20 protein-coding genes and 1 pseudogene are annotated in these 23,742 nt (G+C 62.9%); 14 read left to right on the top strand and 7 right to left on the bottom strand.

Features of this window, described 5'->3' with window-relative positions:
• On the bottom strand, nt 1-205 hold a 205-nt coding region (locus tag AZG88_RS23920), incomplete at its 3' end, for an amino acid--tRNA ligase-related protein (RefSeq protein WP_331712296.1).
• Between the two features lie 227 nt (nt 206-432).
• Between AZG88_RS23920 and AZG88_RS55090 the strand changes: the two genes are divergently transcribed.
• Nucleotides 433-792 carry an ATP-binding cassette domain-containing protein gene (locus AZG88_RS55090; protein ID WP_156517602.1) on the top strand — a complete coding sequence of 120 codons (360 nt, stop codon included), beginning with the start codon at nt 433-435 and terminating at the stop codon, nt 790-792.
• On the opposite strand, the gene AZG88_RS23915 is transcribed toward AZG88_RS55090, so the two are convergent.
• The 5 genes from AZG88_RS23915 to AZG88_RS55085 form a co-directional block, all read right to left on the bottom strand.
• On the bottom strand, nt 681-1,865 hold the full coding sequence (locus tag AZG88_RS23915; protein WP_231914163.1) for a low temperature requirement protein A: 1,185 nt from the start codon (nt 1,863-1,865) through the stop codon (nt 681-683). The two genes, AZG88_RS55090 and AZG88_RS23915, sit on opposite strands and share 112 nt — an antisense overlap.
• 753 nt (nt 1,866-2,618) lie before the next feature.
• The gene (locus AZG88_RS23910) at nt 2,619-3,302 is read right to left on the bottom strand and encodes an MspA family porin (protein ID WP_061699422.1); all 684 of its coding nucleotides are present in this window, start codon (nt 3,300-3,302) and stop codon (nt 2,619-2,621) included.
• A 63-nt stretch (nt 3,303-3,365) separates the two neighbouring features.
• Nucleotides 3,366-4,037, bottom strand: a complete 672-nt coding sequence (locus AZG88_RS23905; protein ID WP_156517601.1) for an MspA family porin — start codon at nt 4,035-4,037, stop codon at nt 3,366-3,368.
• Nucleotides 4,038-4,186: 149 nt separating this feature from the next.
• Entirely contained in the window at nt 4,187-4,393 is a 207-nt protein-coding gene (locus AZG88_RS23900) for a DUF3263 domain-containing protein (protein WP_197487923.1), read from the bottom strand.
• 561 nt (nt 4,394-4,954) lie between these two features.
• Entirely contained in the window at nt 4,955-5,077 is a 123-nt protein-coding gene (locus tag AZG88_RS55085) for a hypothetical protein (protein WP_269455056.1), read from the bottom strand.
• 542 nt (nt 5,078-5,619) lie between these two features.
• On the opposite strand from AZG88_RS55085, the gene AZG88_RS23895 reads away from it, so the two are divergent.
• From AZG88_RS23895 to AZG88_RS23860, 8 genes and pseudogenes are all read left to right on the top strand, one after another.
• Nucleotides 5,620-7,020: an NAD(P)/FAD-dependent oxidoreductase gene (locus tag AZG88_RS23895; protein ID WP_061699419.1), complete on the top strand. Its 1,401-nt coding sequence runs from the start codon at nt 5,620-5,622 to the stop codon at nt 7,018-7,020.
• Nucleotides 7,021-7,031: 11 nt separating this feature from the next.
• Entirely contained in the window at nt 7,032-8,600 is a 1,569-nt protein-coding gene (locus tag AZG88_RS23890) for a purine-cytosine permease family protein (protein ID WP_156517600.1), read from the top strand.
• Between the two features lie 132 nt (nt 8,601-8,732).
• Nucleotides 8,733-10,196, top strand: coding sequence for a class I adenylate-forming enzyme family protein (locus AZG88_RS23885; RefSeq protein ID WP_061699417.1), 1,464 nt, complete (start codon nt 8,733-8,735; stop codon nt 10,194-10,196).
• A 57-nt stretch (nt 10,197-10,253) separates the two neighbouring features.
• Nucleotides 10,254-12,047 (top strand): DUF3556 domain-containing protein, encoded by a 1,794-nt coding sequence (locus AZG88_RS23880; protein WP_061699416.1) that lies wholly within the window; start codon nt 10,254-10,256, stop codon nt 12,045-12,047.
• Nucleotides 12,044-13,474, top strand: coding sequence for a phytoene desaturase family protein (locus AZG88_RS23875; RefSeq protein WP_061699415.1), 1,431 nt, complete (start codon nt 12,044-12,046; stop codon nt 13,472-13,474). Before AZG88_RS23880 ends, AZG88_RS23875 begins: the two co-directional genes overlap by 4 nt.
• Nucleotides 13,475-13,538: 64 nt before the next feature.
• On the top strand, nt 13,539-14,726 hold the full coding sequence (locus tag AZG88_RS23870; protein WP_197487922.1) for a saccharopine dehydrogenase family protein: 1,188 nt from the start codon (nt 13,539-13,541) through the stop codon (nt 14,724-14,726).
• A 4-nt stretch (nt 14,727-14,730) separates the two neighbouring features.
• Entirely contained in the window at nt 14,731-16,116 is a 1,386-nt protein-coding gene (locus tag AZG88_RS23865; RefSeq protein WP_061699413.1) for a flavin monoamine oxidase family protein, read from the top strand.
• A 47-nt stretch (nt 16,117-16,163) separates the two neighbouring features.
• Nucleotides 16,164-17,243, top strand: a pseudogene (locus tag AZG88_RS23860) (transcriptional regulator); the annotation flags it as partial.
• A 165-nt stretch (nt 17,244-17,408) separates the two neighbouring features.
• Here AZG88_RS23860 and AZG88_RS23855 read toward each other — a convergent pair.
• Complete coding sequence (locus AZG88_RS23855) at nt 17,409-18,053, bottom strand: TetR/AcrR family transcriptional regulator (RefSeq protein ID WP_061699412.1); 645 nt, start codon at nt 18,051-18,053, stop codon at nt 17,409-17,411.
• 587 nt (nt 18,054-18,640) lie between these two features.
• Between AZG88_RS23855 and AZG88_RS23850 the strand changes: the two genes are divergently transcribed.
• From AZG88_RS23850 to AZG88_RS23825, 5 genes are all read left to right on the top strand, one after another.
• Nucleotides 18,641-19,135, top strand: coding sequence for a nuclear transport factor 2 family protein (locus tag AZG88_RS23850; RefSeq protein ID WP_156517599.1), 495 nt, complete (start codon nt 18,641-18,643; stop codon nt 19,133-19,135).
• Nucleotides 19,136-19,704: 569 nt separating this feature from the next.
• The gene (locus AZG88_RS23840) at nt 19,705-20,472 is read left to right on the top strand and encodes an SDR family NAD(P)-dependent oxidoreductase (protein ID WP_061699409.1); all 768 of its coding nucleotides are present in this window, start codon (nt 19,705-19,707) and stop codon (nt 20,470-20,472) included.
• A gap of 232 nt (nt 20,473-20,704) precedes the next feature.
• Nucleotides 20,705-21,145, top strand: coding sequence for an SDR family NAD(P)-dependent oxidoreductase (locus tag AZG88_RS23835; protein ID WP_061699408.1), 441 nt, complete (start codon nt 20,705-20,707; stop codon nt 21,143-21,145).
• A gap of 257 nt (nt 21,146-21,402) precedes the next feature.
• On the top strand, nt 21,403-21,546 hold the full coding sequence (locus tag AZG88_RS55685) for a hypothetical protein (protein WP_442971743.1): 144 nt from the start codon (nt 21,403-21,405) through the stop codon (nt 21,544-21,546).
• Between the two features lie 374 nt (nt 21,547-21,920).
• Nucleotides 21,921-23,543, top strand: coding sequence for an IS1182 family transposase (locus AZG88_RS23825; protein ID WP_061699407.1), 1,623 nt, complete (start codon nt 21,921-21,923; stop codon nt 23,541-23,543).
• Nucleotides 23,544-23,742: the final 199 nt, after the last annotated feature.

Raw genomic sequence — 23,742 nt, 5'->3', positions numbered from 1 at the left:
ATTGGGAGACATGCCCTAGGCCGATAGCGAACCCGCCGTGCGGGGGCATGCCGCGTCCCATCGCTTCGAGGTAAGGGGCATAGTCGGCCGGGTCTTCGCTGCGAGAGGCCAGCGCCGCAATGTAGTCGGCATGGTTGTGCAGGCGTTGCCCGCCGGGTATCTCTCGACGGCGAGAAAGTCCGAGCCGAACTGCGACTTCGCCCACTTGCCGAGGATGCGTTCGTGTTCCGGGACGAGGTCGGGTTCGTCCGGTGCGGCACCGACGAGCTCGAGGGCTTCGGAGAAGTGCAGGACCGGGATCTGTTCGGGCACGACCGATGCCCAGCACTACTGGCGTCGTCAAACTGATGGGGAACACCGTCACCGCCCCACCCAAAGAGATGACATACGTCTTCCAGGACTACAGTCGTTCTCTGCTTCCGTGGATGAGGATTGAGAGAAAAAGTCTCCTTCCCATTGAAGTACAAGGGGCTGGACAAGGATGAGGCCCGGAAGATTGCCCACGACTCCCTGGCAGCTGTTGACCTAGAAGGCAAAGGCAAGTTCTATCCTTGGCAACTCTCGGGCGGCATGCAGCAGCGAGTAGCGATTGCCAGGGCATTGGCCTACCGCCCGAGCATGCTCCTGATGCACGAACCCTTCGCTTCAGTGGATGTGGCGCCCGTTCTGGGAATCCCCGGTCATTCCCTGGTGTCGAGGGAAGCCAGGTGTGCTTCTTCGGCGGTCGCGCGTCGGCCGTCGGCGATCGCGACACCGAGCACCACGGCCAGGGCGGCGCATCCCGCCAGGTAGGGCGGGGCGGGCAGTGTTGCCACTGCAAGCACGGCGAGTGTGACCAGGGCTATCGGCCGCGATCTTGGCATCTCGCTCATCACCGCCCGCATGTACCAGGTCTGCGCGGAGAAGAAGAGGAACGGGCCGCCGAAGAGAAACGCATTGGTCACGGCATCGGTGTGACCAGTGGGATGCGCGATCACCAATTCATCTCCGACCGCGATCGCGAGTAGTCCGGCGACCATCACAAAGAGAGTGTTGATGGCGTAACGGCTGGTCCTCACGGGGTCCCGGCCGGCAATGGCCTTACTCACTGCGCGGGGTTCGGAACGGCGGAAGTACACCCACCACACGGCGATGGTGCCGATGACTGCCACGGCACCGGTCAAGAGGGTCATCGGTTCCAGGGGTGCACTGGCAACGGCGGATCCGGTTGTGAGCACCGTTTCCCCCAGCGCGATGATGAAGAAGAGCCGGGCTCGCTCGAATTGGTGTTCGGCCGCGAAGTCGACGTGTTCGGAGTGGAATCGTTTTCCCGGCAGGGGGTGCGCGACCAGGAGGCCGAGTAGGTCGATCACCGTGGCGATACCCCACAGAATCAGTCGGGCGGGACCGTCGACCACCGCACCCGTGATCCACAGCGGTGCGGTTGCCACGAGCCACACGAGTGCACGCTGGGAATGTCGGCGCATGACGTCGTCGAGCCCGATGGTCAACAGCCAGAGCGTTCGTCCGATCTGGATCGTGAGGTAGGTCGCGACGAACAACCACCCTGCCTCGCCGAATGCCTCCGGCGCTGCGACGTTCATGAATAGTCCGAGCACCATGATCACCAGCAGCATCATACGAACCGGTGACCTGTCGGGGTCGGTCAGTGAACCGGCCCACGACGTGTAGGACCACGCGAGGAACACCGCAACGTACAGCACCAGTGTCTGCGCCAGTCCCGTCCAGGTGAGATGTTCGACCAGGTGGTGCACCAGCTGCCCGATCCCGAAAACGTAGACGACATCGAAGAACAGTTCGAGGGGACTGACGCGCGGATCGTGTGGATCACGCTGCAGGGGTCGCGGACCCAATGTGCTCATCATCTGTGCCCTCCCACAATTTGGTCCCACAGATTAGATCGTATGGATTACCTTCGCCTGAGAAGTGCCCGCCGACCCATCAGCTTCACCGGGTCATGCGTCACCGGAATGGCACTCAGAAGTCGGCGACTGTACGGCCTACTTCGGCGAGCACCCCGAACGGCTGGTCGACTCGCATATCGACTAGTTCACCGCAGCAAGTAGTTAGTCGTAGAGATGTCATGATGTCCAGGTCTCCGCCTCGTCCAGGTCCGCACCACGCGGGCGGGCGGTTTCCGCGCGGCCCGCTGCCGCCGATCCGATCGGCGCGAAGTTGCTGCGGCCGACCACGCTCACGCTCACCCGCGCCTGGCCCTCGTGCTGTCGCCGCGACCCGGTAGCTCCGGAGTAGGTGAGGACTATGACATCAGCTACCGAGGGAGGAAACGCCTTATCGCCTGGTGTCGCGAAGGGTCGTGTGGCACCACGAATTTGCGGCTACTGGTGCGCGAATGGCCACTCGGCAGACGAAGTCGGTGTCGAACCAGTCGAGCATCTGAGCAGGTTGCTGGGGCGAAATAGCTGCAACCGCCGAACCGGCGCCAGAAGATTCTTGTTCTGCGCCGATGTGCATCAAAAGCGGGCGAAGCGCCGGAACATCGGACCCGGTCGAGAATCTCACCATAGCAGTCGTCTAGTTATTGCCCACAGGGTTGTGTGCACAACCCATGAAATCACTCAGGTATATGTCTGAAGTCGCCCCGGCGAATGTATGCCTCAGCCGATGCTGAACGGTTGTCCCCACAAGACGACGACACTCTTGACGCTGTCGGTTTCGACTTCGACGCTGACATAGGCGCGCGCTTGAGCGTACCCGGCGCAACCGCTCACTGCGAGGGTGGAATCCGTCCAGGTGATCGAGCCCGAGCTACCCTCGAAGTAGTTTCCACCCCAGTGGGTTTCATTTCCATATCCGTCGGCATACTCCTGATCCAGGATGTCAACCGGGACGGCCTGGCCGGGACCGAGGGTGATGCCCCCATTTGTCCCACCGGAGTACGGAATCGTCGCAGTCCCGCCGGCGAGTTCGCTCGGGGTGATCGATGCGCCGGCGTCGGCACCGAGGCCGGCGCCGAAATCGACCTGACAGGCCAAGACGTAGCCGGGGTAGATGTAGGCGGCCTGTACTCCTTCGCTCTCAAGGCTGACGGAGGCCTTCCCAGAAACAAAGGCGTTGCGGTGCAACGGAGTCGCTCCTAGCGATGGTGAGATGTTTGCGCTCTCGTCCGTCAGGTTCACCGTCACCATGGTGCCGTCCGCCAACGTCTGAGTGATCGAGCCACCAGGCAACGGAACGAAGGTATCGGCGTTTGCCGCACCGACGGAGACGAAGCCTACCGCTGCGGCAGCAGCGGCACCGACCGCGGCCAGGCGCACACCGTTCTTAGGGTTGATGATCATTGTTCCCTCTCCGGGATGGAAGGCTCGCAACTGCGAGAAAGTTGGATAGGAAGAACCGCGGAATCAGCCAATGCTGAACGGGGCTCCATATAGAACCGTCTTCGAGTAGTCGTTGCCCACGATCTCCACCACCGTGTACGCACGGGCCTGCGCAAATCCGCCACAGTTCTGGATCTGAAGCTCGGCGTCGTGGTACTGCAACGTGTAGGGGCCATCCTTTGGGATGTCCTTGGCGGTGATCAGAACGTACTTGATTTCACCCGAGTTCAGCGGAACCGTCAGTCCTACAGACGACGCGAGCGAGTCCATTCCCAAGCTGAACGATGGGTTTGCCGACAGACCCGTGACGTCCACTTGGCAACCCACGATGTACCCGGTCGATACCCGCGAAACGCCGTGTGTAGTCGATCCGTTCGTGCCGTTGTACGTTCCGGACGTATCGGAAGTTCCATTCGCGCTGGCAACTTCGGTGACTTCCTCGATGCCCTTGACGTCTACGGTCACGGTGCCTGACACCCATGCCGTACGGCCGGCCGCGTTGGCCGCCAATGACGGCGAGACTAACGCGCTCTCCGCGGACCGAGTCACCGTCGCGTTCGGACCCGCCTTCGTCCCGTCAGGTAGCAGAATGGAGGTATCCGCATTCGCCACACCGGCGGACATCACGCTGACGGCAACAGTCGCAGCAATGCACATACCTGCGGTACGAGGCCGGTGCGTTCGGGTAGTCATCATTTCCTCCATTGTTGGTTGACGTTTTACGCGCGGGCAGTGTCGGTTATGCTCGTTCCCTGCGTTCTGTGCGTCGACAGAGGACAAACTTGTGGGTGGCAACCGCCGACTTCGGCGCAAAAAACTGCTAGGCACAACGCGGTTCGGCTGTATCAGGCCTCAATCGTTCGAATCCGCTTGCCGCGAAGAACCGGGTCCCGGAACCCGCGGAGGTGAGGCTCATCAACGATGCTCCTCAGGCGTTCGCGGTACCGAGCGGGTGTCATTCCCAGGTTGACCATGATCTCCTCGGCGCTTGGACCACCAAACGGAGTCCACCGGCGGGCGAAATCGAGGATGTACTGCTCGTCCTTGCTCATCGTGTTCATCGTTGAGTTCCTATGTGTCAATCCGTGCCCCAACCGCGGCGTTTATGCATCTCCGCTGCGACAGGTGGGCGGCTCGTCGCCGGTCGAGTTCGAAGGGATCGTGGCGCCGGGGTGGAAACCGGGTGGCCCGCCTACGTCAACAGGATCTCGCCGAATCGAATCCGAGTCACACTCGAATATCGATCGGAGGAGTGAAGTAGATCACGGCGGCTGTTCTTCGTCAACATCCTGAAAAACGCAACCTGCCGGGACGGCGGAATTGCAGCCTCCCGTGGACCGTTCGGCGGAAGGCGCTTGTTTTGCATCGGCGGATATCCCGTTGGGGCAGGGCGGAGCGGGGTTGTCGTAGCTGTGGCCAACTCACGCCACTGCGCCGCCATTGTTCCGAAGTTCGCTCAACAATGTTGCGAACTTTGTACCGCTCCTTGTAGAACCAGACTGGTCGATCACCTCGACTGCCCCTTTGTCGTTGAAGCATGGCCGGGTTGGTCTGCCGGTGTCGCTGACGGCTTCATTTCGTCCGGATTCTCGCTCAGGTGGGGTAGCAGTGGCCTACTTGTGACTGTCTTCGGTGTCGGACATTGCACAGGACTCGTACTCCCAAAGCGGGTGTCCCGAGTAGTCCATGAAGAGCGTCAGGAACCAGGCGACGGCGCGAAACACTGCTGCAAACATTGCACTCTCCATGCGTGTGAGATTCGGGTCGGTGGAGTTCGGGTGTGACGCCACCTTCGTGGCCGCGGCACGGTACGGATCTTCTGACGGAGTGGGTAACTCCACTGCACGTGCGCGAATCGAGCCGCGGCGGATGTCGGGGGGCAACCGAACGGTTTGACTAGGCTGGTTGTGGCCGAGGTCGGGACGTCCCCCGGGCGGCCATAATCCGATTGACATTCGGATGCAGTTGGTCTGACGGGATTAGACCAGCCCCGCGGTGCCGCGTCAAGAGCCGATTGGAGGCCTGGACTCCCCGGCACGATGGCGCGAGGCCCTCGCAGGTTGCTGCGCCTAGAGATGCGGCGCCCGGACTGTGCGGGATGCGCGCGGATCGAACAGGCTCGAGGCTCACCTCCCACCTCTTGACTGTGGCCTGCGTTACTGCTTCACTATCTAAATCCGAGTCGGAGTCGGATATGGATTTCGGCAGAGGAATCCACCCGAGTTCGCTGTCTGACCTTGTTAAACGCCGTCGGTGACGGTGGAAGGAGCGTGCTTTTATGGCCCTCGAAACCTCTCGACGTGACGGTCGTGCCGCCCGCTTGCCCGTCTACTGGCTGGGAGAGCAGCTTCCCACGCCGAGTGACGCCCTCGGTGGTGATTGCAAGGCGGACTTCTGCATCGTCGGCGCAGGACTAACCGGTCTCTGGACGGCCTACTACCTTAAGAAGAGTCGGCCCGACGCGGAAGTTGTTGTCCTGGAGAAAGAGTTCGCTGGTTTCGGAGCCTCGGGGCGGAACGCGGGTTGGCTCACCTCGGAGTTCTCGGCGAGCTACTCCGTGCTTGCTGAAGCCGGAGGGCGTGGTGCGGTGTCTTCAATGCATGCGGCGATGAATGACAGCGTGGACGAGGTGCTGGCGGTATGTGAGAGGGAGAAGATTGACGCCGACATCGCCCGCGGTGGCGCGCTTCGCGTGGCGCGTAACAACCCACAGCTCGCACGTCTGCGCGCGGGATTCGCCGAACGAGTGGAATGGGGCGCTGACGCGGGCTACACCTGGCTCAGTGGCGGAGAGATCCGTGAGCGCGTTGCAGTCGACGGTGCACTGGGTGGGACGTTCAACGAGTTCGGTGCCCGAGTTCATCCCGGAAAGCTGGTGCGAGGCCTTCTCGAAGTGATCCGGGGGATTGGGGTGCGCGTTCACGAGGCAACTGCGGTGTCGAACATCGAGAACGGCCGCGCGCTCACCCCACTCGGAGTGGTGACCTCGCCGGTCATACTGCGTTGTACCGAGGGTTATACGGCAGAATTTCGCGGACAGCCCCGCAATTGGGCGCCCGTTTCCTCGTCGGTTATCGTCACCGCACCGGTCCCCGACAAGCTTTGGACCGAGATCAATTGGAGTAACGCAGAGTTGCTCGCAGATGGAGCAAACGAATACGCGGCAGGCCAGCGCACCGCCGACGGCAGGATCGTCATGGGCGGTCGAGGTGCTTTGCCTAGCTACCGATTCAGGTCACGGGTACCCAGCACCGGTACAACGAGCACTTTCGCAAAGCACATCCTGTCCGAAGCGGTGTATGAGATGTTCCCAGCACTGCGCGGGTTACCCGTCGATCACGCGTGGAGTGGCGTACTGGGTGTTCCGCGGGACTGGTCGCCGACAGTATCCTTCGACGCCGCAACAGGACTGGGGTGGGCCGGCGGCTACGTCGGTAGTGGTGTGTCGACCACCAACCTCGCGGGGCGCACCCTCGCGCACCTTGCAACCAACACGTCGACGCCCCTCGCCAGGCTGCCGTGGGTCGGCCATACATCCCCCAAGTGGGAACCTGAACCACTCCGCTGGCTCGGGGTGCGTGGCATCGAGAAACTTTTCCGCATCGCAGACCGCCGCGAAGACAATCGCAACGGGCCAAGCAACTTCACCAAAGTCGCCAACCTCGTGTCAGAGCGGTAGAAACCCAGAACTTGAACAACCCGCAATCTACAAACCAACAAACCAACAAACCCTCAAACGGAGCCAACAGCCGAAGGAAAGGCAGTGGCAAGATGTCGGCAGATCGAGAAGTATCCGTCCGTCGTGACGCATCGCATGGCCTGCTCGAGCAGGTCGGAGTGGACTACCTACCCGAAGGCGAGCGCACCTCCACACCGCAATCGGCCGGCCTGGTACTCGGGGGCAGCTACTTTTCACTGATTGCCGTGGTGTACGGTTGGATCTCTCTCGCCACCGGCCTCACCTTCTGGCAAACTCTGTCGGCGTATCTCGTCGGCGGTTTGATCGGCGCAGCAATCACGTACTACTTGCCACTGATCGGGCCGCTGACGGGCACCAACATGACCGTGGCGAGCGGCGCCCATTTCGGTATCCGTGGCCGCTTCCTCGGATCCGCGCTCGTCTTGGCATTTGCAACCTGCTTCGGTGCGGTCACGGTTTGGGCGTGCGGTGACGCGCTGGTAGCGACCATCTCGCGATTGTCGGGCGTGGAGATCAACGAGCTCGAGCTCGCAATCATCTACGGCGTGGTCGCGCTCGCGATGGCCGCCGTTGCGGTCTACGGCTTCAGGGTGATCGTCGGCGCGATGCGGATCATGGTTCCGATCTTTGCGCTGCTGATGCTCGTTGGGGTCTTCGTGTTCGCGGGCGACTTCAACCCGAATGCGTCCACGGGTCTCTACGTGATGGGTGGCTTCTGGCCGACGTGGATGTTGTCTTCGGTTTTCGGTATGGCCGGTGCGATAGGAAGCGCGACCAGCTTTGCGGACTACACCCGCCGGATTTCGAGCAAGTACTCCCACCGGAGCATCTGCCTGACCGTCACCGCCGCGGTCTTGGTGGGCAACATCGTCCCGTCGCTGTTCGGTGCCTTCGTAGCGGCCTCGATTCCGCAACTCGGCGACTCCTTCGTCTCCGACCTCGTCGCGAACTCGCCGCTGTGGTTCCTTCCTGCCATCGTGGTGATGGCAGTGACAGGCGGGGTCAGCCAGGGTGTCATCTGTATCTACGCTAGCGGTCTGGACTTGGAGGGATTGTTTCCGCGCTTGCGCAGATATCAGGCGACCATCTTCGCGGCCGCGGTCAGTATCGCGCTGGTGTATCTCGGAGTGTTCGTCTTCAATATCGTCGACGCAATTTCCTCGTCGACAATCATGCTGACCACGATCTCGACCCCTTGGGCGGTCATCATCCTGTTGGGGATGCTGGACAACATGCGGCCGGGGCGGGGCTACGACGTTGTTGCGCTGCACGATTTCAAGAACGGCAAGCGCGGCGGAACATACTGGTACACCGGGGGCTGGAACCTGTCGGCTCTCTCGGCCTACGCGATCGGTACGGTCTTCGGCCTCCTCGGAGTCAGCACCCCGCTCTACGAAGGCCCGTTGGCCACCTACTTCGGCGGCATCGACATCAGTGTCCCCGGTGCTGCGGCCGTCACCGCCATCGCCTATCTCGGCATTTCTCGCATCCATAACCCTAATCGGAGCCGACTACCGTCCGCGGACGGCGCGATCAGTTTACCCACCGCCGTCGAGTAGTCTCTCGGTCCCCGCACAGACCCGCGGCTGTTCGAAGTTGCGCCTCTGCGCACCAAGACCGGAGGCATCACCGAATCTTCTTGGCCGCAACGAAATTGTGCGGGGTTCGCACAGAAAGAAAGGCCGACTGTTATGTCAGAGTTGGAGTATCTCGCTCGAAACGCGGCCGCGCGGTACCAGGATCTGCCCGCCGTGGGCCAGGGGTCCGTCACGTTGAGCTACCGACACTTCGCGGCGCGCGTTGACGCATTCGCAGCGCAGCTGGCCGATCACGGAGTCGGCCTCGGCGACGTCGTCGCCGTCATGCTACGCAACAGGATCGAACTGCTTGTGGCCATTCAGGCGGCGTGGCGAATCGGCGCCACGGCGACGCCGGTCAACCCCGCCTTCACTCCGGACGAGGCCGAGTTCCAGATCCGCGACGCGGGAGCAGCGCTGGTCGTCACCAATGGCACGGTCGCGCTCTCCCCGGAGATTGAAACCATTGGCGTCGATCAGATGCCGACCTCACGTCGAATTGGTTGGGCGCCAGCGGCGACCGCTGCCCGCGATGATCTCGCCCTGCTCATCTACACGTCCGGTTCGACCGGCCGACCGAAGGGTGTGATGCTGACCCACCGCAACCTCGAGTTCATGGTCTCGTCGATGGTCGACTTCCTCGAGTTGACGCCCAACGACCACTGCCTGGTCCTGCTGCCGCTCTTCCACGTCAATGCGATCTGTGTGAGCTTCCTGGCTCCCACCTTGGCGGGCGCGCAGATCAGCATCATGGAACGGTTTACCCCCGCCAGTTTCTTCGACGATGTCGCACGGCTGCGCCCAACGTACTTTTCCGCGGTACCGACAATCTTCTCGATGCTCATCACCTCGGAACGGGCAGATACAGCCGACTATTCCTCGCTTCGATTCGCCGCGTGCGGTGCGGCACCGATTCCGAAGGAGCTTCTCCTGCGGGCCGAGGGTCTGCTCGGCGTTCCCATCGTTGAGGGCTACGGGCTCACGGAGGGTACGTGTGTATCGGCGAGCAACCCGCTCGTAGGACAACGCAAGCCGGGCACGGTCGGGCCCGCGGTGCCGGGACAACGGGTCGCCATCATGGACGGGCAGGCGGCACTGCTGCCGGCAGGCGCGGTCGGTGAGATCGTGATCCGCGGCGACAACGTGATGCAGGGATACCTCGGCCAACCCCTCGTGACGGCCGCGACTGTCGTCGACGGCTGGCTGCACACCGGCGATGTCGGGTACCTCGACGAGGACGGCTACCTGGTACTCGTGGACCGGATCAAGGACATGATCATTCGCGGCGGCGAGAACATTTATCCGAAAGAGATCGAGAACGCCCTTGCGACACACACCGGCGTACTCGAATCGGCCGTAGTCGGCGTCCCCGACGACACGTACGGAGAAGTTCCGGCAGCCTACGTGGTCCTCTATCCCGATGCCGAAGACGCCGATGACTCGGCGTTGATGGAACACCTGCGGTCACGCCTGGCCAGATTCAAGATGCCCGCGGCAATTCACATCGCCGACGCTCTCCCGCGCAATGCCGTCGGAAAGGTCGACAAGCCTGAACTTCGGTTGCAGCACGTCCGCTGACCAAAACACGGCGCCCCGGCGCCTCGACCTTCCAATCGAGAATTCTAGGAGAATCCCGTGGGATTCAGGACCGACACCCTTCCCGACATCGAACCCGCAGAGTTCGTCTCATTACCCTTCCGCGACCGGATCCGGGTGCTGGTCACGCACTGGGTCGACTATGGCGGTGGCACGGCGAAGATGGTGCACACGATCTACTGCGCGAAACTGATCCTCTACATCACGGGGGGAATCGCGATTGCCACTCTCACGTCGGGACTCACTACGCTCGACGTCGGCACCTGGTGGAACGAACCCATCGTGTACCAGAAGTTCGTCCTGTGGACGGTGCTGCTCGAATGTATGGGGCTTGCAGGGGCCTGGGGTCCGCTGTGCGGGCACATCAGCCCGATGACCGGCGGCATACGGTACTGGATCAGGCCAGGCACCATCCGCCAACCACCATGGCCGGACAAGGTTCCCTTCACCCGCGGCGACACCCGCACGGTGGTCGACGTGCTCATCTACGGCACCATTCTCGTGAATTGCATTGTCGTGCTGGCTCTCCCGGGAATCGAAACCGATTCGATCAGTCGAGCACTGCCGACGGACAGCGGGCTTGTCGATCCGGCACTGCTACTACCCTTAATTCCGCTCTTCGTCGTCATCGGTTTGCGCGACAAGGTGATCTTCATCGCCGCCCGTGGCGAGCAGTACCTGCCGGCCATCGTGTTCTTTGCGATCCTGCCGTTCGTCGACATGATCATCGCGCTCAAGCTGTTGATCGTCGTGGTGTGGATCGGTGCCGGTATCTCGAAGTTGGGATCCCACTTCTCGATGGTCGTGCCGGTCATGATCAGCAACACCCCGTGGGTTGCATGGAAGCGGGTAAAGCAGGCCCACTACCGTAGCTACCCGCACGACCTGCTGCCCTCGAGAATGGCGGGCGGGGTCGCGCATGTGCTCGGCACCCTTGTGGAGGTGGCAACGCCGTTGGTGCTGTTGTTCTCAACCAACCGGACCGTCACGCTCATTGCCGTTGTACTGATGGTCGCGTTCCACCTGTTCATTCTCTCGACGTTCCCGCTGGCGGTGCCGTTGGAATGGAACCTCGTTTTCGCCTACGCAACAGTCTTCCTGTTCCTGGGTTTTCCGGCGTGGAACGGCTACGGCATCGGTGACATGTCATCGGCGTGGCTCACCGCCGCGATCGCCGCTGCCTTGATGTTCTTCCCCGTCCTCGGAAACCTTAGGCCCGACCTCGTATCGTTCCTGCCGTCGATGCGCCAGTACGCCGGGAACTGGTCTTCTGCCACCTGGGCATTCGCACCGGGCGCCGAGGCGAAGATCGACAGGAGCTTCAATCTGCCGAGCAAGATTACAAAGACGCAGCTGATGACCGTCAATCCCGATGCGGACACCGCCGAAATGATCCTGCACATGTCGCTCGGTTGGCGGGCAATGCACAGCCAGGGTCGTGCTTTGTTGTCGCTGATGATGCGGCAGCTCGGTAGGGATATCGACACGTACTCGCTGCGCGAAGGGGAAGACGGCTGCAATACCATGCTTGGCTTCAACTTCGGGGACGGGCACCTCCACAACGAACGCCTGATCGAGGCGATACAGCGACGCTGTCAGTTCGCCCCCGGCGAGTTCATTGTCGCCTGGATCGAGTCTCAACCGATCCACAAGAGGGTTCAGGAGTACAAGATTATCGATGCAGCCCGGGGTGTCATCGAAAAGGGAACCTACCGGGTGTCTGACGCCGTCACTGAGCAGCCTTGGTTGCCCAACGGGCCCATCCCGTTCGACGTGCACTGGACGGCCGACGCCGGTCATCATGTCTCCCCTGGCCATGGGACAGCCCGATGACCAATGCCGTGGTGGTCGGAAGTGGCCCGAACGGTCTTGCGGCGGCAGTGCACTTGGCGAAGGCGGGCGTGGACGTCCAGGTGCTGGAGGCCGGCGACACCATCGGTGGCGGAACCCGCACCGCGGAACTCACGGTTCCAGGTGTGCTCCACGATCAGTGCTCTGCCTTTCATCCCATGGGTGCAGGCTCTCCGTACCTCAAGAGCCTCGCGCTCGAGCAGCACGGCCTGGTGTGGAAGTGGGCCGACATCGACTGCGCGCATCCCATCGACCACGCGGACGCTGCGCTCTTGTACTCCTCGATCGAGGCCACGGCGGCCGGCCTCGGTACCGACGGTGGCCGATGGCTGACAATGTTCCACCCGCTCGTGGAAGGATTCGACGACCTGGCAAGCGACCTGATGCGGCCGATCCTGAAAGTCCCGCACCATCCGGTCCGCCTGGCAGGCTTCGGCCCCAAGGCACTGTTTCCCGCATCCGTCACCGCGCGGTGGTGGCGGACGGAGAAGGCTCGTGCGCTGTACGGCGGTATCGCCGCACACCACTTCCATCGCCTCGACCGGCCGGCCTCCTCTGCGGTCGGGCTGATGATCACCGCTGCCGGCCACCGATATGGCTGGCCGGTTGCGGAAGGTGGATCCCAATCCATCGCACAAGCACTCGCCAGTGCACTGAATGATTTCGGCGGCAAGATCACAACAGGTATCCGCGTCAGCAACTACCGCGATATCGCCAACGCTGATGTTGTCCTGCTGGATGTCACACCCTCGGCCGCCGTCTCGATACTGGGTGACCGCATGCCCAGCAGGATTGCGCGCTCCTACCGCCGATTCCGCCATGGCCCCGCGGCGTTCAAGGTCGATTTCGCGATCGAGCAAGGCGTTCCGTGGACGGATCCCAACTGCGCCAACGCAGGAACCGTCCACCTCGGCGGCAGTTTCGACGAAATCGTGGCAGCCGAACGCGAGGTCGCGAATGGACGGATGCCCCAACGCCCGTTCGTACTGCTGGGACAGCAGTACGTTGCCGATCCCAGCAGATCCGCAGGGGACGTCCATCCGGTGTATGCGTACGCGCATGTTCCGCATGGCTATGCCGGCGACGCAACCGCGGCGATCGCCGATCAGATCGAACGCTTTGCCCCGGGCTTCCGGGAACGCATTGTCGCGGCGGTCTCGACCACCACCGCGCGTCTTGAAGAGGTGGAGCCCAACTGTGTGGGTGGAGACGTGGTCGGCGGATCCAACCTGGGCACCCAGGTGGTGCTGCGTCCACGACTTGCGTTCGACCCCTACAGCACCGGCGTTCCCGGAGCCTTCCTCTGCTCGGCGTCGACGCCACCGGGCGCCGGTGTCCACGGCATGTGCGGATTCAACGCTGCCACGTCCGCACTGCGCTACCTCCACCGCAAGAACCGCCGATTCTAGTGGCTCTCGCACATCAGGGAACCGATCTCGGGATCCTTCACGCTGCACTCAAGGAGAAATGAAGATGCAACAATCAGTTCGTGATCCGCTGACCGTGGTGATTGTCGGGGGGGTGGGCGCGATGGGCAGGCATGCCGTACGCGCGATCGTCCGGCTCGGCTCCGCAAAGCGAATCGTCATCGCTGACATCAATATCGAACGAGCCAGTCAGTTCGCTGCCGAAATCGGTGATCTGGCGGAACCGTTGCAGCTCGACGCGAGCGACGAGAGTGCCATGCGCGCCGCCTTCGCCGACTGCGACGTGGTTCTCAACACGATGGGGCCGTTCGCCCACTTCGGGGGACCCGTCCTGCGCGCTGCGCTCGAAGCCGGATGCGACTACCTGGACATCGACGACGACTGGGACGCCACGGTTGAGGCACTCGAGTTCGACGAACTGGCCCGCCGGCAAGGATGCCGCGCCGTGATCGGCGTTGGTGCGAGCCCGGGCACAACCAATCTGTGCGCCACCCTCGCGGCAGGATCGCTCGATTCGGTCGAGGACCTCTTCACCGGCTGGACTCTCGAGATGGCTACCAGCGAGCCCGAGGCGGCGTACCCTTCCACCGGACAGGTTTCCGCTGCGGCAAAGCACTGGCTGTTGCAGTGCACGGAGACGATCCGTACGTGGGAAAACGGACAGGCCGCCGACGTCAAACCGTTGCAGCCGGTTGCCTTCGACTTCCCCGGGATCGGCCCTGTACAGCCCTACACCATGGGCCATCCGGAGCCGATCACCCTGCCCAGATCACTGCCCGGGCTCACTCGCGTGCTGAACCTGCAGTCGACCTCGTCACCAGACCTTTTCGATCATTTCCGCAAGGTAGCTGCCGAGTACGAGGCCGGAAGAGTCACCCTCGACGAGGGTGCACGGCTCCTGGCGCAGTTCCCCGATCTGGATGGCGGTCCCATGGACACCCCACTCCCACCGGTCTACGCGGTGGCACGGGGAGTCAAAGACGGCCGAGCGAGGACGGTGGCCGTCTACCCCCGAGCTGAGTTGCCGGGTGGTCTCGGGGGCAACACCGGAATTCCGCTGGCGATCGGACTCGAATTACTACGCCGAGGTGCCGCCGAGACCCCTGGACTTCACGCTGCCGAAACAGCTTTCGATCCGACGCAGTACTTTCAACTGTACGGGCAGTTCCTCGAGACCTCAGTAGAGTCGATAGAGGACGTACTGATTGTCGCCACCAGTTCCAACGAGGCATGACGAGATGACCGTGACGTCTCACTCGGAGCGCTCCCCGCGCGACGTTGACGTGGTTGTCGTAGGAGCGGGATTGTCCGGTTTGTCGGCCGCACGGGAAGCCATGCGAGCGGGACTGTCGGTACTTGTGATCGAGGCGCGCGATCGTGTGGGTGGTCGGACTTGGAACCGGCCCCTGCCCGACGGCACTCCTATCGAGGCAGGTGGTCAATGGATCGGACCACATCAGCGGTACATCAGGGCGCTCGTCAGTGAACTGGGCCTCGAGACCTATCCCACCTTCCAAACCGGATACGAGCTCCGCGAGATAGATGGCACACTGTGTCGCTTCGAATCGGACGTGGACTCGTGGGCGCCAGACGAGGCGGAGGACATCGGGCGCTCGATCACCGAGTTGGAAACGTTGGCAGCCTCGATCGATCCCGTTTCACCCTGGGGCAGCCCGAATGCAACCGACCTGGACACGATCACCTTTCGAGAGTGGATGACCAAGACGTGCCGCACAGCTCGTGGCCACCAGTTTTGGGCGAGCGTTATTGGCGGGATCTGGGGAGCAGAGGTATTCGAGACCTCACTCCTGCATGTTCTCATCGGGGTGCGAGCGGCGGGTGGAGAACTTGCGGCTATGACGGAAACCGCCGGTGGCGCGCAACAAGACCGAATAGTGGGCGGCTCGCAGCTCATCTCCACCAGGATGGCGGAAGCTCTGGGGGAGCGGGTACTACTTGATTCCCCTGTGCGGTCCATCGAGCACGACGACACCGGTGTCACCGTCGTCTCCGACAGATGCACCGCCCGAAGCACCCACGTGGTTGTCACGGTCCCACCCACCTTGGCGGCGCGCATCCAGTTCTGCCCGCCGCTATCTACCCGCCGGGACCAGCTGATGCAGCGGCTACCGTTGTGCAACTACACCAAGGTCAATGTTGTCTATCCGAAACCATTCTGGCGAGAGGATGGACTGTCCGGCGGTTCGATGGGGACGACCGGCCCATTTGCAATGACCTTTGACAACACCCCACCTGACTGCGAGGTCGGTGTGCTCGTGGGGTTCGTCGAAGGCAATGAGGCGATCCGCTTCGGATGCCTACCATCGAGTGAACGACGCCACGCTGTGGTGTCACAACTTGTGGCTCTCTTCGGGCAGGCGGCCGCGAACGTGACGGACATCGTCGAGACCGACTGGACCAAGGAAATCTGGTCCCGTGGTGCGCACCAGAGCCTGTTCGGACCGGGGACATGGACAACCTACGGCCCGCACGTTCGCCTACCCGAGGGCCGCATCCACTGGGCCGGCGCGGAGACAGCAACCGAATGGATGTGCTACATGGACGGAGCAGTTTCCTCGGGGATCCGTGCTGTCCAAGAGATCCTCGCCAAATCTGTCATGTGAGAAGCCGCAACCCCTGGGTCGCCGTGCGTCCCGGCGATGATGTCGCAGTGCTCGCGCGGTCGGTGTCGTCGGCGCACCAGATCATGGTCGAGCAAGGCGCCGTGTCCCGCTCGGTTCGGGACACGGCGCTAGATCAGGTGCGCCCCGTTGTCCTCGATTCGTGGAGACGCAGCACCCGCCGTGGTGTCAGCCCGGAGGGATCCGGGCGAGCTGTAAATATGGCCATGTCCGAATTCTCTGCGTATCGGTCTGCACACCCGATGGCCTACGTGCGGCCGGTGGTCCACAAACTCCTTGTCGAGGATGCGGCGGATACTGGAGTTATCGTCGCGATCACCGACGAAAAGGGACAGCTGCTGTGGGTGGACGGTGACTCGACCGCCAAGGACCGCGCTGGTGCGATGAACTTCGCCGAGGGCATGGTCTGGAGTGAAGACGCCGTCGGAACGAATGCGCCAGGCACCGCAATCGAACTCGATCACTACGTGCAGTTCTTCGGCGCAGAGCATTACAGCCGCGCGGCGCACGATTGGAGTTGTTCGGCAGCCCCGGTCCACGACCCATCGACCGGACTGATCCTCGGCACCATCGACATCACCGGTGGACCGCGCGTCGCCGCACCGGAGGTTTTGTCCTTGATCCGGGCAACCGTGGCCGCCGCCGAATCCGAACTGCGGTTGCAGCCGACGAGCTCGTGCAGTCGCCTGCCTACTCCAGTCGAGAGCCTGGAGGTACTCGGTTCCGGCCGTCCGCACCTGGTCCGTGGAGGACGGCGGATCCCTCTGTCCCAGCGGCATGCAGAGATACTGCTGTTGCTCTCCGAGCATCCAGGGGGTCTGACAACCAGTCACCTTGCTGTTCTTCTCGAAGAGTACGACCTCGAACCCGTCACTATTCGGGCGGAGTTGTTCCGTGTGCGCCAGATCTTCGGTACCGCCAGTATCGCGTCGAGACCATACCGGTTGTTGACGGAGCTGACATCCGACGTGTGTCAGGTCCGCCGAGCACTCGACCGCGGGGACGTGGCAGGCGCCCTCGACTTGTACCGGGGCCCGGTACTTCCAAACTCGACGGCGCCCGGCGTGGAGGACATCCGGCAATGGCTCGGCGCGCGTATTGAGGCGGCAGGAAGACTGAGCGCGTATCAGCCAACGGCGCTGGTCTCGAAGTAACGTCGTCGGTACAGGTTCCGCCCGATGTCGGGTAGTCGTGCAGAACGCAAATGTCAACGAGTAACAAATTGCGAGGAGGCGGCTCGGAGCCCACGGGCTCCGAGCCGCCGGTGTGGATGACTAACTGTGCTTGGTAGACGCAGGCAGGAAATTCGACAGGTACGAGCGGAGAGCACGTTTGATCTCGACAAACGTCTGCTCATCCCCGTCGGGTGACAATTCAAAGCCGTAGCGGAGAAGTCGATCAGTCATCTCGACCGTGAAGTGAAATACGTAGCTGGGTGTTTCCAGATCGTGCCCCACCGTTTGTTCCATTATTAGACGCACGCGATCGGCGAGGGCCGCGTTTCCGGCTCGATCGGCCGCAACGACAGCTTCGTCGAGGCGGCCGGAGAACCACAGGACGCGAAATCCTACTCGTGAGCGAAACCACTCGACGTACGTGTCAACCATGGCATCTGACGCATCTTCCCACGTGTCAAAGGTCAACGAGGCAAGCTGATCAATCAACTCGAGGGTTTCATCCAAGTAATGCATTCCGAGAGCGTTGAATACCGCCTCGCGGTCGCTGAAGTATCCGTAGAAAGTCGGGACTGCGACACCTGCGTGTTGAGCGATCAGCTTGACGCTCACGTCGTCGATCGGGACGCGCTTGAGAAGTTCGGAAGCGCTGTCCAGAATCTGGGCAACCTTGAGTTGGCTTCGCTGCTGCTTCGGAATGCGGCGATTCGGTGTGATCTGCGGTTCAGCGGTATGTGCGTCCACGGCTACCTGTCAACGTCAATGGGGGAATGCATGCGGTTCTGCTGGACGGTTCCACGCAGTTGCCTTCAGCGTTCCGCGGCATGAATGATTCATTGCCCGTTTGCACCCTATCAACCCAGCGGCGGTTGGAACGCGCCAATCCGATTCCGTGTCGGATTCCGCATTCTCGGAGGAGTGGTGCCCTCGGGCCGCCCGTGTAGGTACTGGACGGGTTGTACCACCCGGTTACTGGTGAGACTCGATGTCCTGCCCCATTCGGAGCGTCATCTTCCGTCGTTGGGGGGTGCGGCCAGCAACTGCAGCTGTCGCGCGTGTCGGATTGGGGTTACGAACCCTTGACGTCAGTGGAATTTCCTGGTCCAATACGCTTAATTGGAATCCGAGTCGGAGACGGATTAGGGATCCTCTCCGTGTCACACTCCGTTGGCAGAATCGAAGGAGCACTCTCCTGGGTCTTTCTGCTGACGGGTTTGGCCAAATCGCCCCGTGGTGGCTTTGGCTGAATCGCCGAACAGGTCTGTGGACATCGGGAGTGCACGCGACCGACCCGACCGCAGGTCATCTGCGCCCATGTCGCCGGAGTCGAGGTGAGTGCATCGAGCGCTCGTGCGACGCCCGACCCGAACCTCGACCCCTCAGACGTGACGATGGAGAAACGTGTGCGTCCAGAAAGAAAGCTCGTAAACGACTACAACGAAATGCTCACCGCAGACGGGGAAGGGGCCTTCGCTGATCGGTTGCGTGGTTTCCTCGCCGAGGACGCGGTATGCCATGAGGCGTCCAACCTTCCGTGGGGAGGGAGTTGGTCCGGTATCGACGGGTTTGTGGAAATGTTCGGAGCGTTCGCCAGATCGATGGAAGAGGCACCGAATGTCACGGCAACGGGGGTCTCCGCAGGCCCGGCTAGTTTGATGGCGAGAGGCGAGCTGGTGTTTCGAGAGTACTCACTGGTAGTCCCGACAACGGGCAATCACCCTAGTGAGCACCCATGCATAGAGCGATACTTGATTGAAAATGGACGCATACAGTCGATCGCGGTCTTCTTCTTCGACACAACCGCTCTTGTCAAGCTCCTGCAATAATGAGCATCGACTTCCTCCGTATGGCCGGCGTGCAGACACACCCACGTCGCAATCGAAATTTGCGCAAACCAATCAGGTCCTGCGCGAACGCATCAACTACGCCGATCGACCGTGGACGGGCACCACCGTGGAGAGCCTTGGTGGAGAGCCTTGAAGGATTGCGCACCGTTACGCGACTTAGTCCGTGGGCGGCCTCACCGCGGGCAACGCCTGCCCCCTCGGCGACGTGACGACCGCAGTGCTGATGATGGGCGACGCGAGGCATGCCGACGAGCCTCCCGCCGAGCGCTCGAGAAGGCGGGAACCTCGAACGGTGCCATCGATCCTCGCTGAGATCAACGACGCGATCGCCGCAGGTGACCCCGTCCTATCGCGACCTCGGATCTCGACATCGTCTGCCTCCACGTCACGGCGGCGGTTCGTACTCGGCCACCCCGTTGGGCAACCGGCGCCCGCAACACCACCCCGGTGCTGCCTTCGTTGCAGGAGCGAGAACAAAGAAATCGGTCTAGAGACCGTGTGCATTGGCGGCGGCCGAGGCATGGCCACCATCGTTGAAAGGCTCCATCATGAGCGCTGAAATAGATACAGCAACAATAGAATCCAACATTACCTTCGACTTCACCGGTCAGACCGTGATTGTCACCGGTGCGGCCCGCGGAATCGGGCTCGAGGTCGGCCGGTTCTTCTCCGAGTCGGGTGCCGAGGTGTTCCTGGTCGACTTCGACAGGGTGGCGCTCGACGAGGCGACCGGCGAACTCGGCTGCCACAACGCCGTGGCCGACGTCCGCGACACTACCTCCGTGCAGGCCGTCGTCGATAAGGTGATAACGCAGACTGGTCGGATCGACGTGCTCGTCAACAACGCCGGCATCCTGCGCGACCGGGTGCTCTGGAAGCTCACCGACGAGGACTACGAGCAGGTCATGGCCGTGCACGCGGGAGGGACGTTCCGCTTCACTCGTGCCTGCGCACCCCACTTCAGGGCGCAGCGCCGCGGACGGGTCATCAATGTCACCTCCTACACGGGCTTGCGTGGCAACGTAGGACAGTCGAACTACGCGATGGCAAAGGCCGGGATTATCGGTTTCACCAAGACCGCTGCCAAGGAACTCGCGGGGTTCGGTGTGACGGTGAACGCGATCTCCCCGAACGCCGAGACGCGGATGATCGCCTCCATCACCGAGGACAAGCGCGCCGAGTTGATCGCACAAATCCCGTTGGGGCGCTTCGCTGATCCTCGAGAGATGGCTTCGGCGGTGGCCTTCCTTGCATCCGCCAACGCGGGGTACATCACCGGGGCTGTCGTGCCCGTCGATGGCGGGATCTCGATATGACAGACAACAACGCTAGCCTTCGCCGATTCGACGACCAGGTCGCGGTCGTCACCGGCGCGAGCCGAGGAATCGAAATCGCGATCGCCGAACAACTGGTCTCCGAAGGACGCAAGAGTCGTCAGTACGGCACGCAACCACGATGCTCTCGAGGTCGCCGCAGCGCGGCTTGGCGGCCCCTCCGTAGCGATTGCTTTTTGGAGGTCACGCCGATGACGACCGCCACCAGCAGGCGGTGATCAACGGCGCAGTCCAGCATTTCGAGCGGATCGATGTGTTGGTCGACAACACGGGCATCAAGCCAGCCGCCGGCCCCACCCTCGACTCGGACCTCGGCAAAGACCGCAAGGTGTTCGATGTCAACGTTCTTGGTGCCCTCAACTGGAGCAGGCATGTACGCGATCATCGGGACGGTGCGCCCGGCGCCGTCGTCAATGTCGCATCCGTAGCCGGGATCCGGCCAGCTTCAAATATCGGGGTCTACGGCAAGGCCGCCTTGATCGCGCTGACTGCGCAACTTGCAGCGGAGAACGGCCCCTCGATTCGCATCAACGCTGTCGCGCCAGCAGTGGTACGGACGAAGTTCGCCGGGCCCCTGTTCGAGGGCAAGGAACCCGAGGCCGAGGCACACTGCTATCAGTCGCCGAAATACCGGACAGCATTCAAGTCGCGATAGCCCTCACCATCGAAAGCGACCGCCAAGTCAAACCGGTCTGCGTCGCGGAGACCCTCGCCCGCTACCTCGCAAGTGAACACGGATCGGCGACAGGGTGATATACGTACCCGCGCGGCGAGCGGCGAGGCGTTACCCGGGCGCCACCCACTACGCCTACCCGGAGCGGGAACGCCACTCACAAGAAGGCCGAAGTCCGGGCGTGGCTGGTCGAACATCCCCGTATCCATGTGCATTTCACGCCCACTTCGGCATCGTGGATGAACCTGGAGGAGGTGTGGTTCGGGCTCATCGAACGTGAGGCCATCCACCGCGGAACCTTCGGTTCCGTCAAGGATCTAACCACCAAGATCCGCGCCTTCATCAACGGATGGAACTCGACGAGTTGGCGGTTGGCGTGGTGATGACGGGCAGCGAGTGGGATTCGACCTGCGCGGCTGGTGCAGGTGGCCCGGGTCGATGTTTTCGGCGACAGCGATCCCGAGGTCGTCGATCGATTTCCACGGGTCCATGATTTCAGGCGAGTTCGGCCATTGAACACCGAGTTGAATGTCTCGCCGAGGCGTGTGTCTTGGGGGGAATGCGAGGTGGGAAGCGGAAAACCAAAGCCCGCTGGGAGGTTGTGGAAAACGCAGGGTTGTCACCATCAATATTTCGGTTTCATCAACGACTCCCCGGTATGAACGCCGGTAGCGTGTGACGTCAATCGCACCTAGGAGGCCGCTGAATTATCGGCGCGCCTCCCGGGTTCATCGGCCTGAGCTGGGAAAATGGGTTCATGCAGGGTGTGGAGCGGGCGGATCGGGAGCTTCTGGACGCGGCGGCGTTGGTCGGTCATCTGGTACCGGAGGGCAGCGTGTTCGCGTTCCTCGCCGCCCACCGCCAGGATGTGTTCCCCGACGGGGAGTTCGAGGACCTGTTCCCCTCGGGGCGCGGGCGGCCGTCGATCCCGGCGTCGGTGATGGCCTCGATTCTGGTGTTGCAGACCCTGTACGATCTCTCCGACCGGGAGACCGCCGAGGCGGCCCGATGCGACCTGCGGTGGAAGGTCGCGACCGGGATGGCATTGGACCACAAGGGATTCGATCCGTCCACGCTGGTGTACTGGCGGAAGCGGTTGGCGAAGTCGGAGCGACCGCAGCGGATCAACGAGGCGGTGCGCAAGGTCGTCGAGGAGACCGGGATCCTGCGCGGCCGCGGTAAACGCGCGGTGGATTCGACGATCGTGGCGGACGCGGTCGCCACCCAGGACACCATCACCCAGCTGATCGCGGCGATCCGGCGGGTCGGGCGGCTGGTGCCCGGTGCCGCCGAGGTGATTGCGGCGGTGTGCACCGGACACGACTACCGCGGGCCGGGCAAACCGTCGATCGACTGGGACGAGGCCGGCGCGAAGGACGCACTGGTGTCGGCGCTGGTCAACGACGCGAACGCGCTGCTCGAGGCGTACGCCGAGGTCGACCTGGACGAGGCCGCGGAGTCGGTGCGGGCGGCGTTGGCGTTGCTGGCGTTGGTCGCCGGGCAGGATGTCGAGCCCGCCGAAGGATCCGACGGCACCGACGGGCGGTGGCGCATCGCCCGCAAGGTCGCTCCCGATCGGGTGATATCGACGGTGGACCAGGACGCGCGGCACACCCGCAAGTCACCCGAGGCCCGCCGGGACGGGTACCGGGCGCACGTGGCGGCCGAACCGGAGACGGGGATCATCACCGACGAGGCGCTCACCAAGGCCGCCGGGACCGAGAACTCCGATCCGGGTGTGGCGGAGAAGTTCCTGGCCGCCGATGAGCCGGTCGCCGACGACGGCGGCCCGGACGGCACGGGCGAGGGCGGCGCCCGGGAGTGGTACGGCGATTCCGCTTACGGTACCGGGGATCTGCGCGGCGCGATCGACGACGCCGGGCACGAGGCCGTGATCAAACCCAAACCGCTGCAGGCGCCCGTGGAGGGTGGGTTCACCGTCGACGACTTCACCGTCGATGAGCAGGCGGGCACGGTGGGCTGCCCGGCCGGTCACACTCGCCCGATCAGCCGGACCCGGGTGGCCAGCTTCGGTGCGCTGTGCCGCGAGTGTCCGCTGCGGGAGCGGTGCACGAAGTCCAAGACCGGCCGGAAAATCGTTCTGCACCAACGAGATGACCTGCTGCGCGCTGCCCGCCGAGACTGGGCCGCCCAGCCCGAACTGCGGGAGAAGTACCGGAAGTTCCGGCCCAACGTGGAACGGGTCATCTCCCAGATCGCCAGCCGCGGCGGCCGCCGCCTGAAACTGCGCTACCGAGGTACCGAGAAGAACAACGCCTGGCTCACCCGCCGCACCGCCGGGCTCAATCTGCGTAACCTCCTCGGCCGTGGCCTCACCCGCACGGCAGGAGTCTGGGTACTGGCGGCCCAGACCGCCTGAAAGGGACACCCGTAGGCGTCGAACGGCGCCGTCACCGGGCCCAGCCGGGGCTCCACCGGCCGACCACACGCCCTCGCACGGGTCCGGACGCTCTGCCCCGCCGCCGATCGGCCATCGCGCGCGATCGTCCGGCCAATCTTCGCGCCTCGGCCCGTACAACGACCGGCCCCAGAACCAGCCTTGTTCAGCGCCCTCCTAG

It is taken from the genome of Rhodococcus sp. LB1 (assembly GCF_001583455.1).
Taxonomy (GTDB): Bacteria; Actinomycetota; Actinomycetes; order Mycobacteriales; family Mycobacteriaceae; genus Rhodococcus_F; species Rhodococcus_F opacus.
Note: the sequence above shows the minus strand (reverse complement) of the source record. Positions and strands in the feature narration are given on the sequence as shown.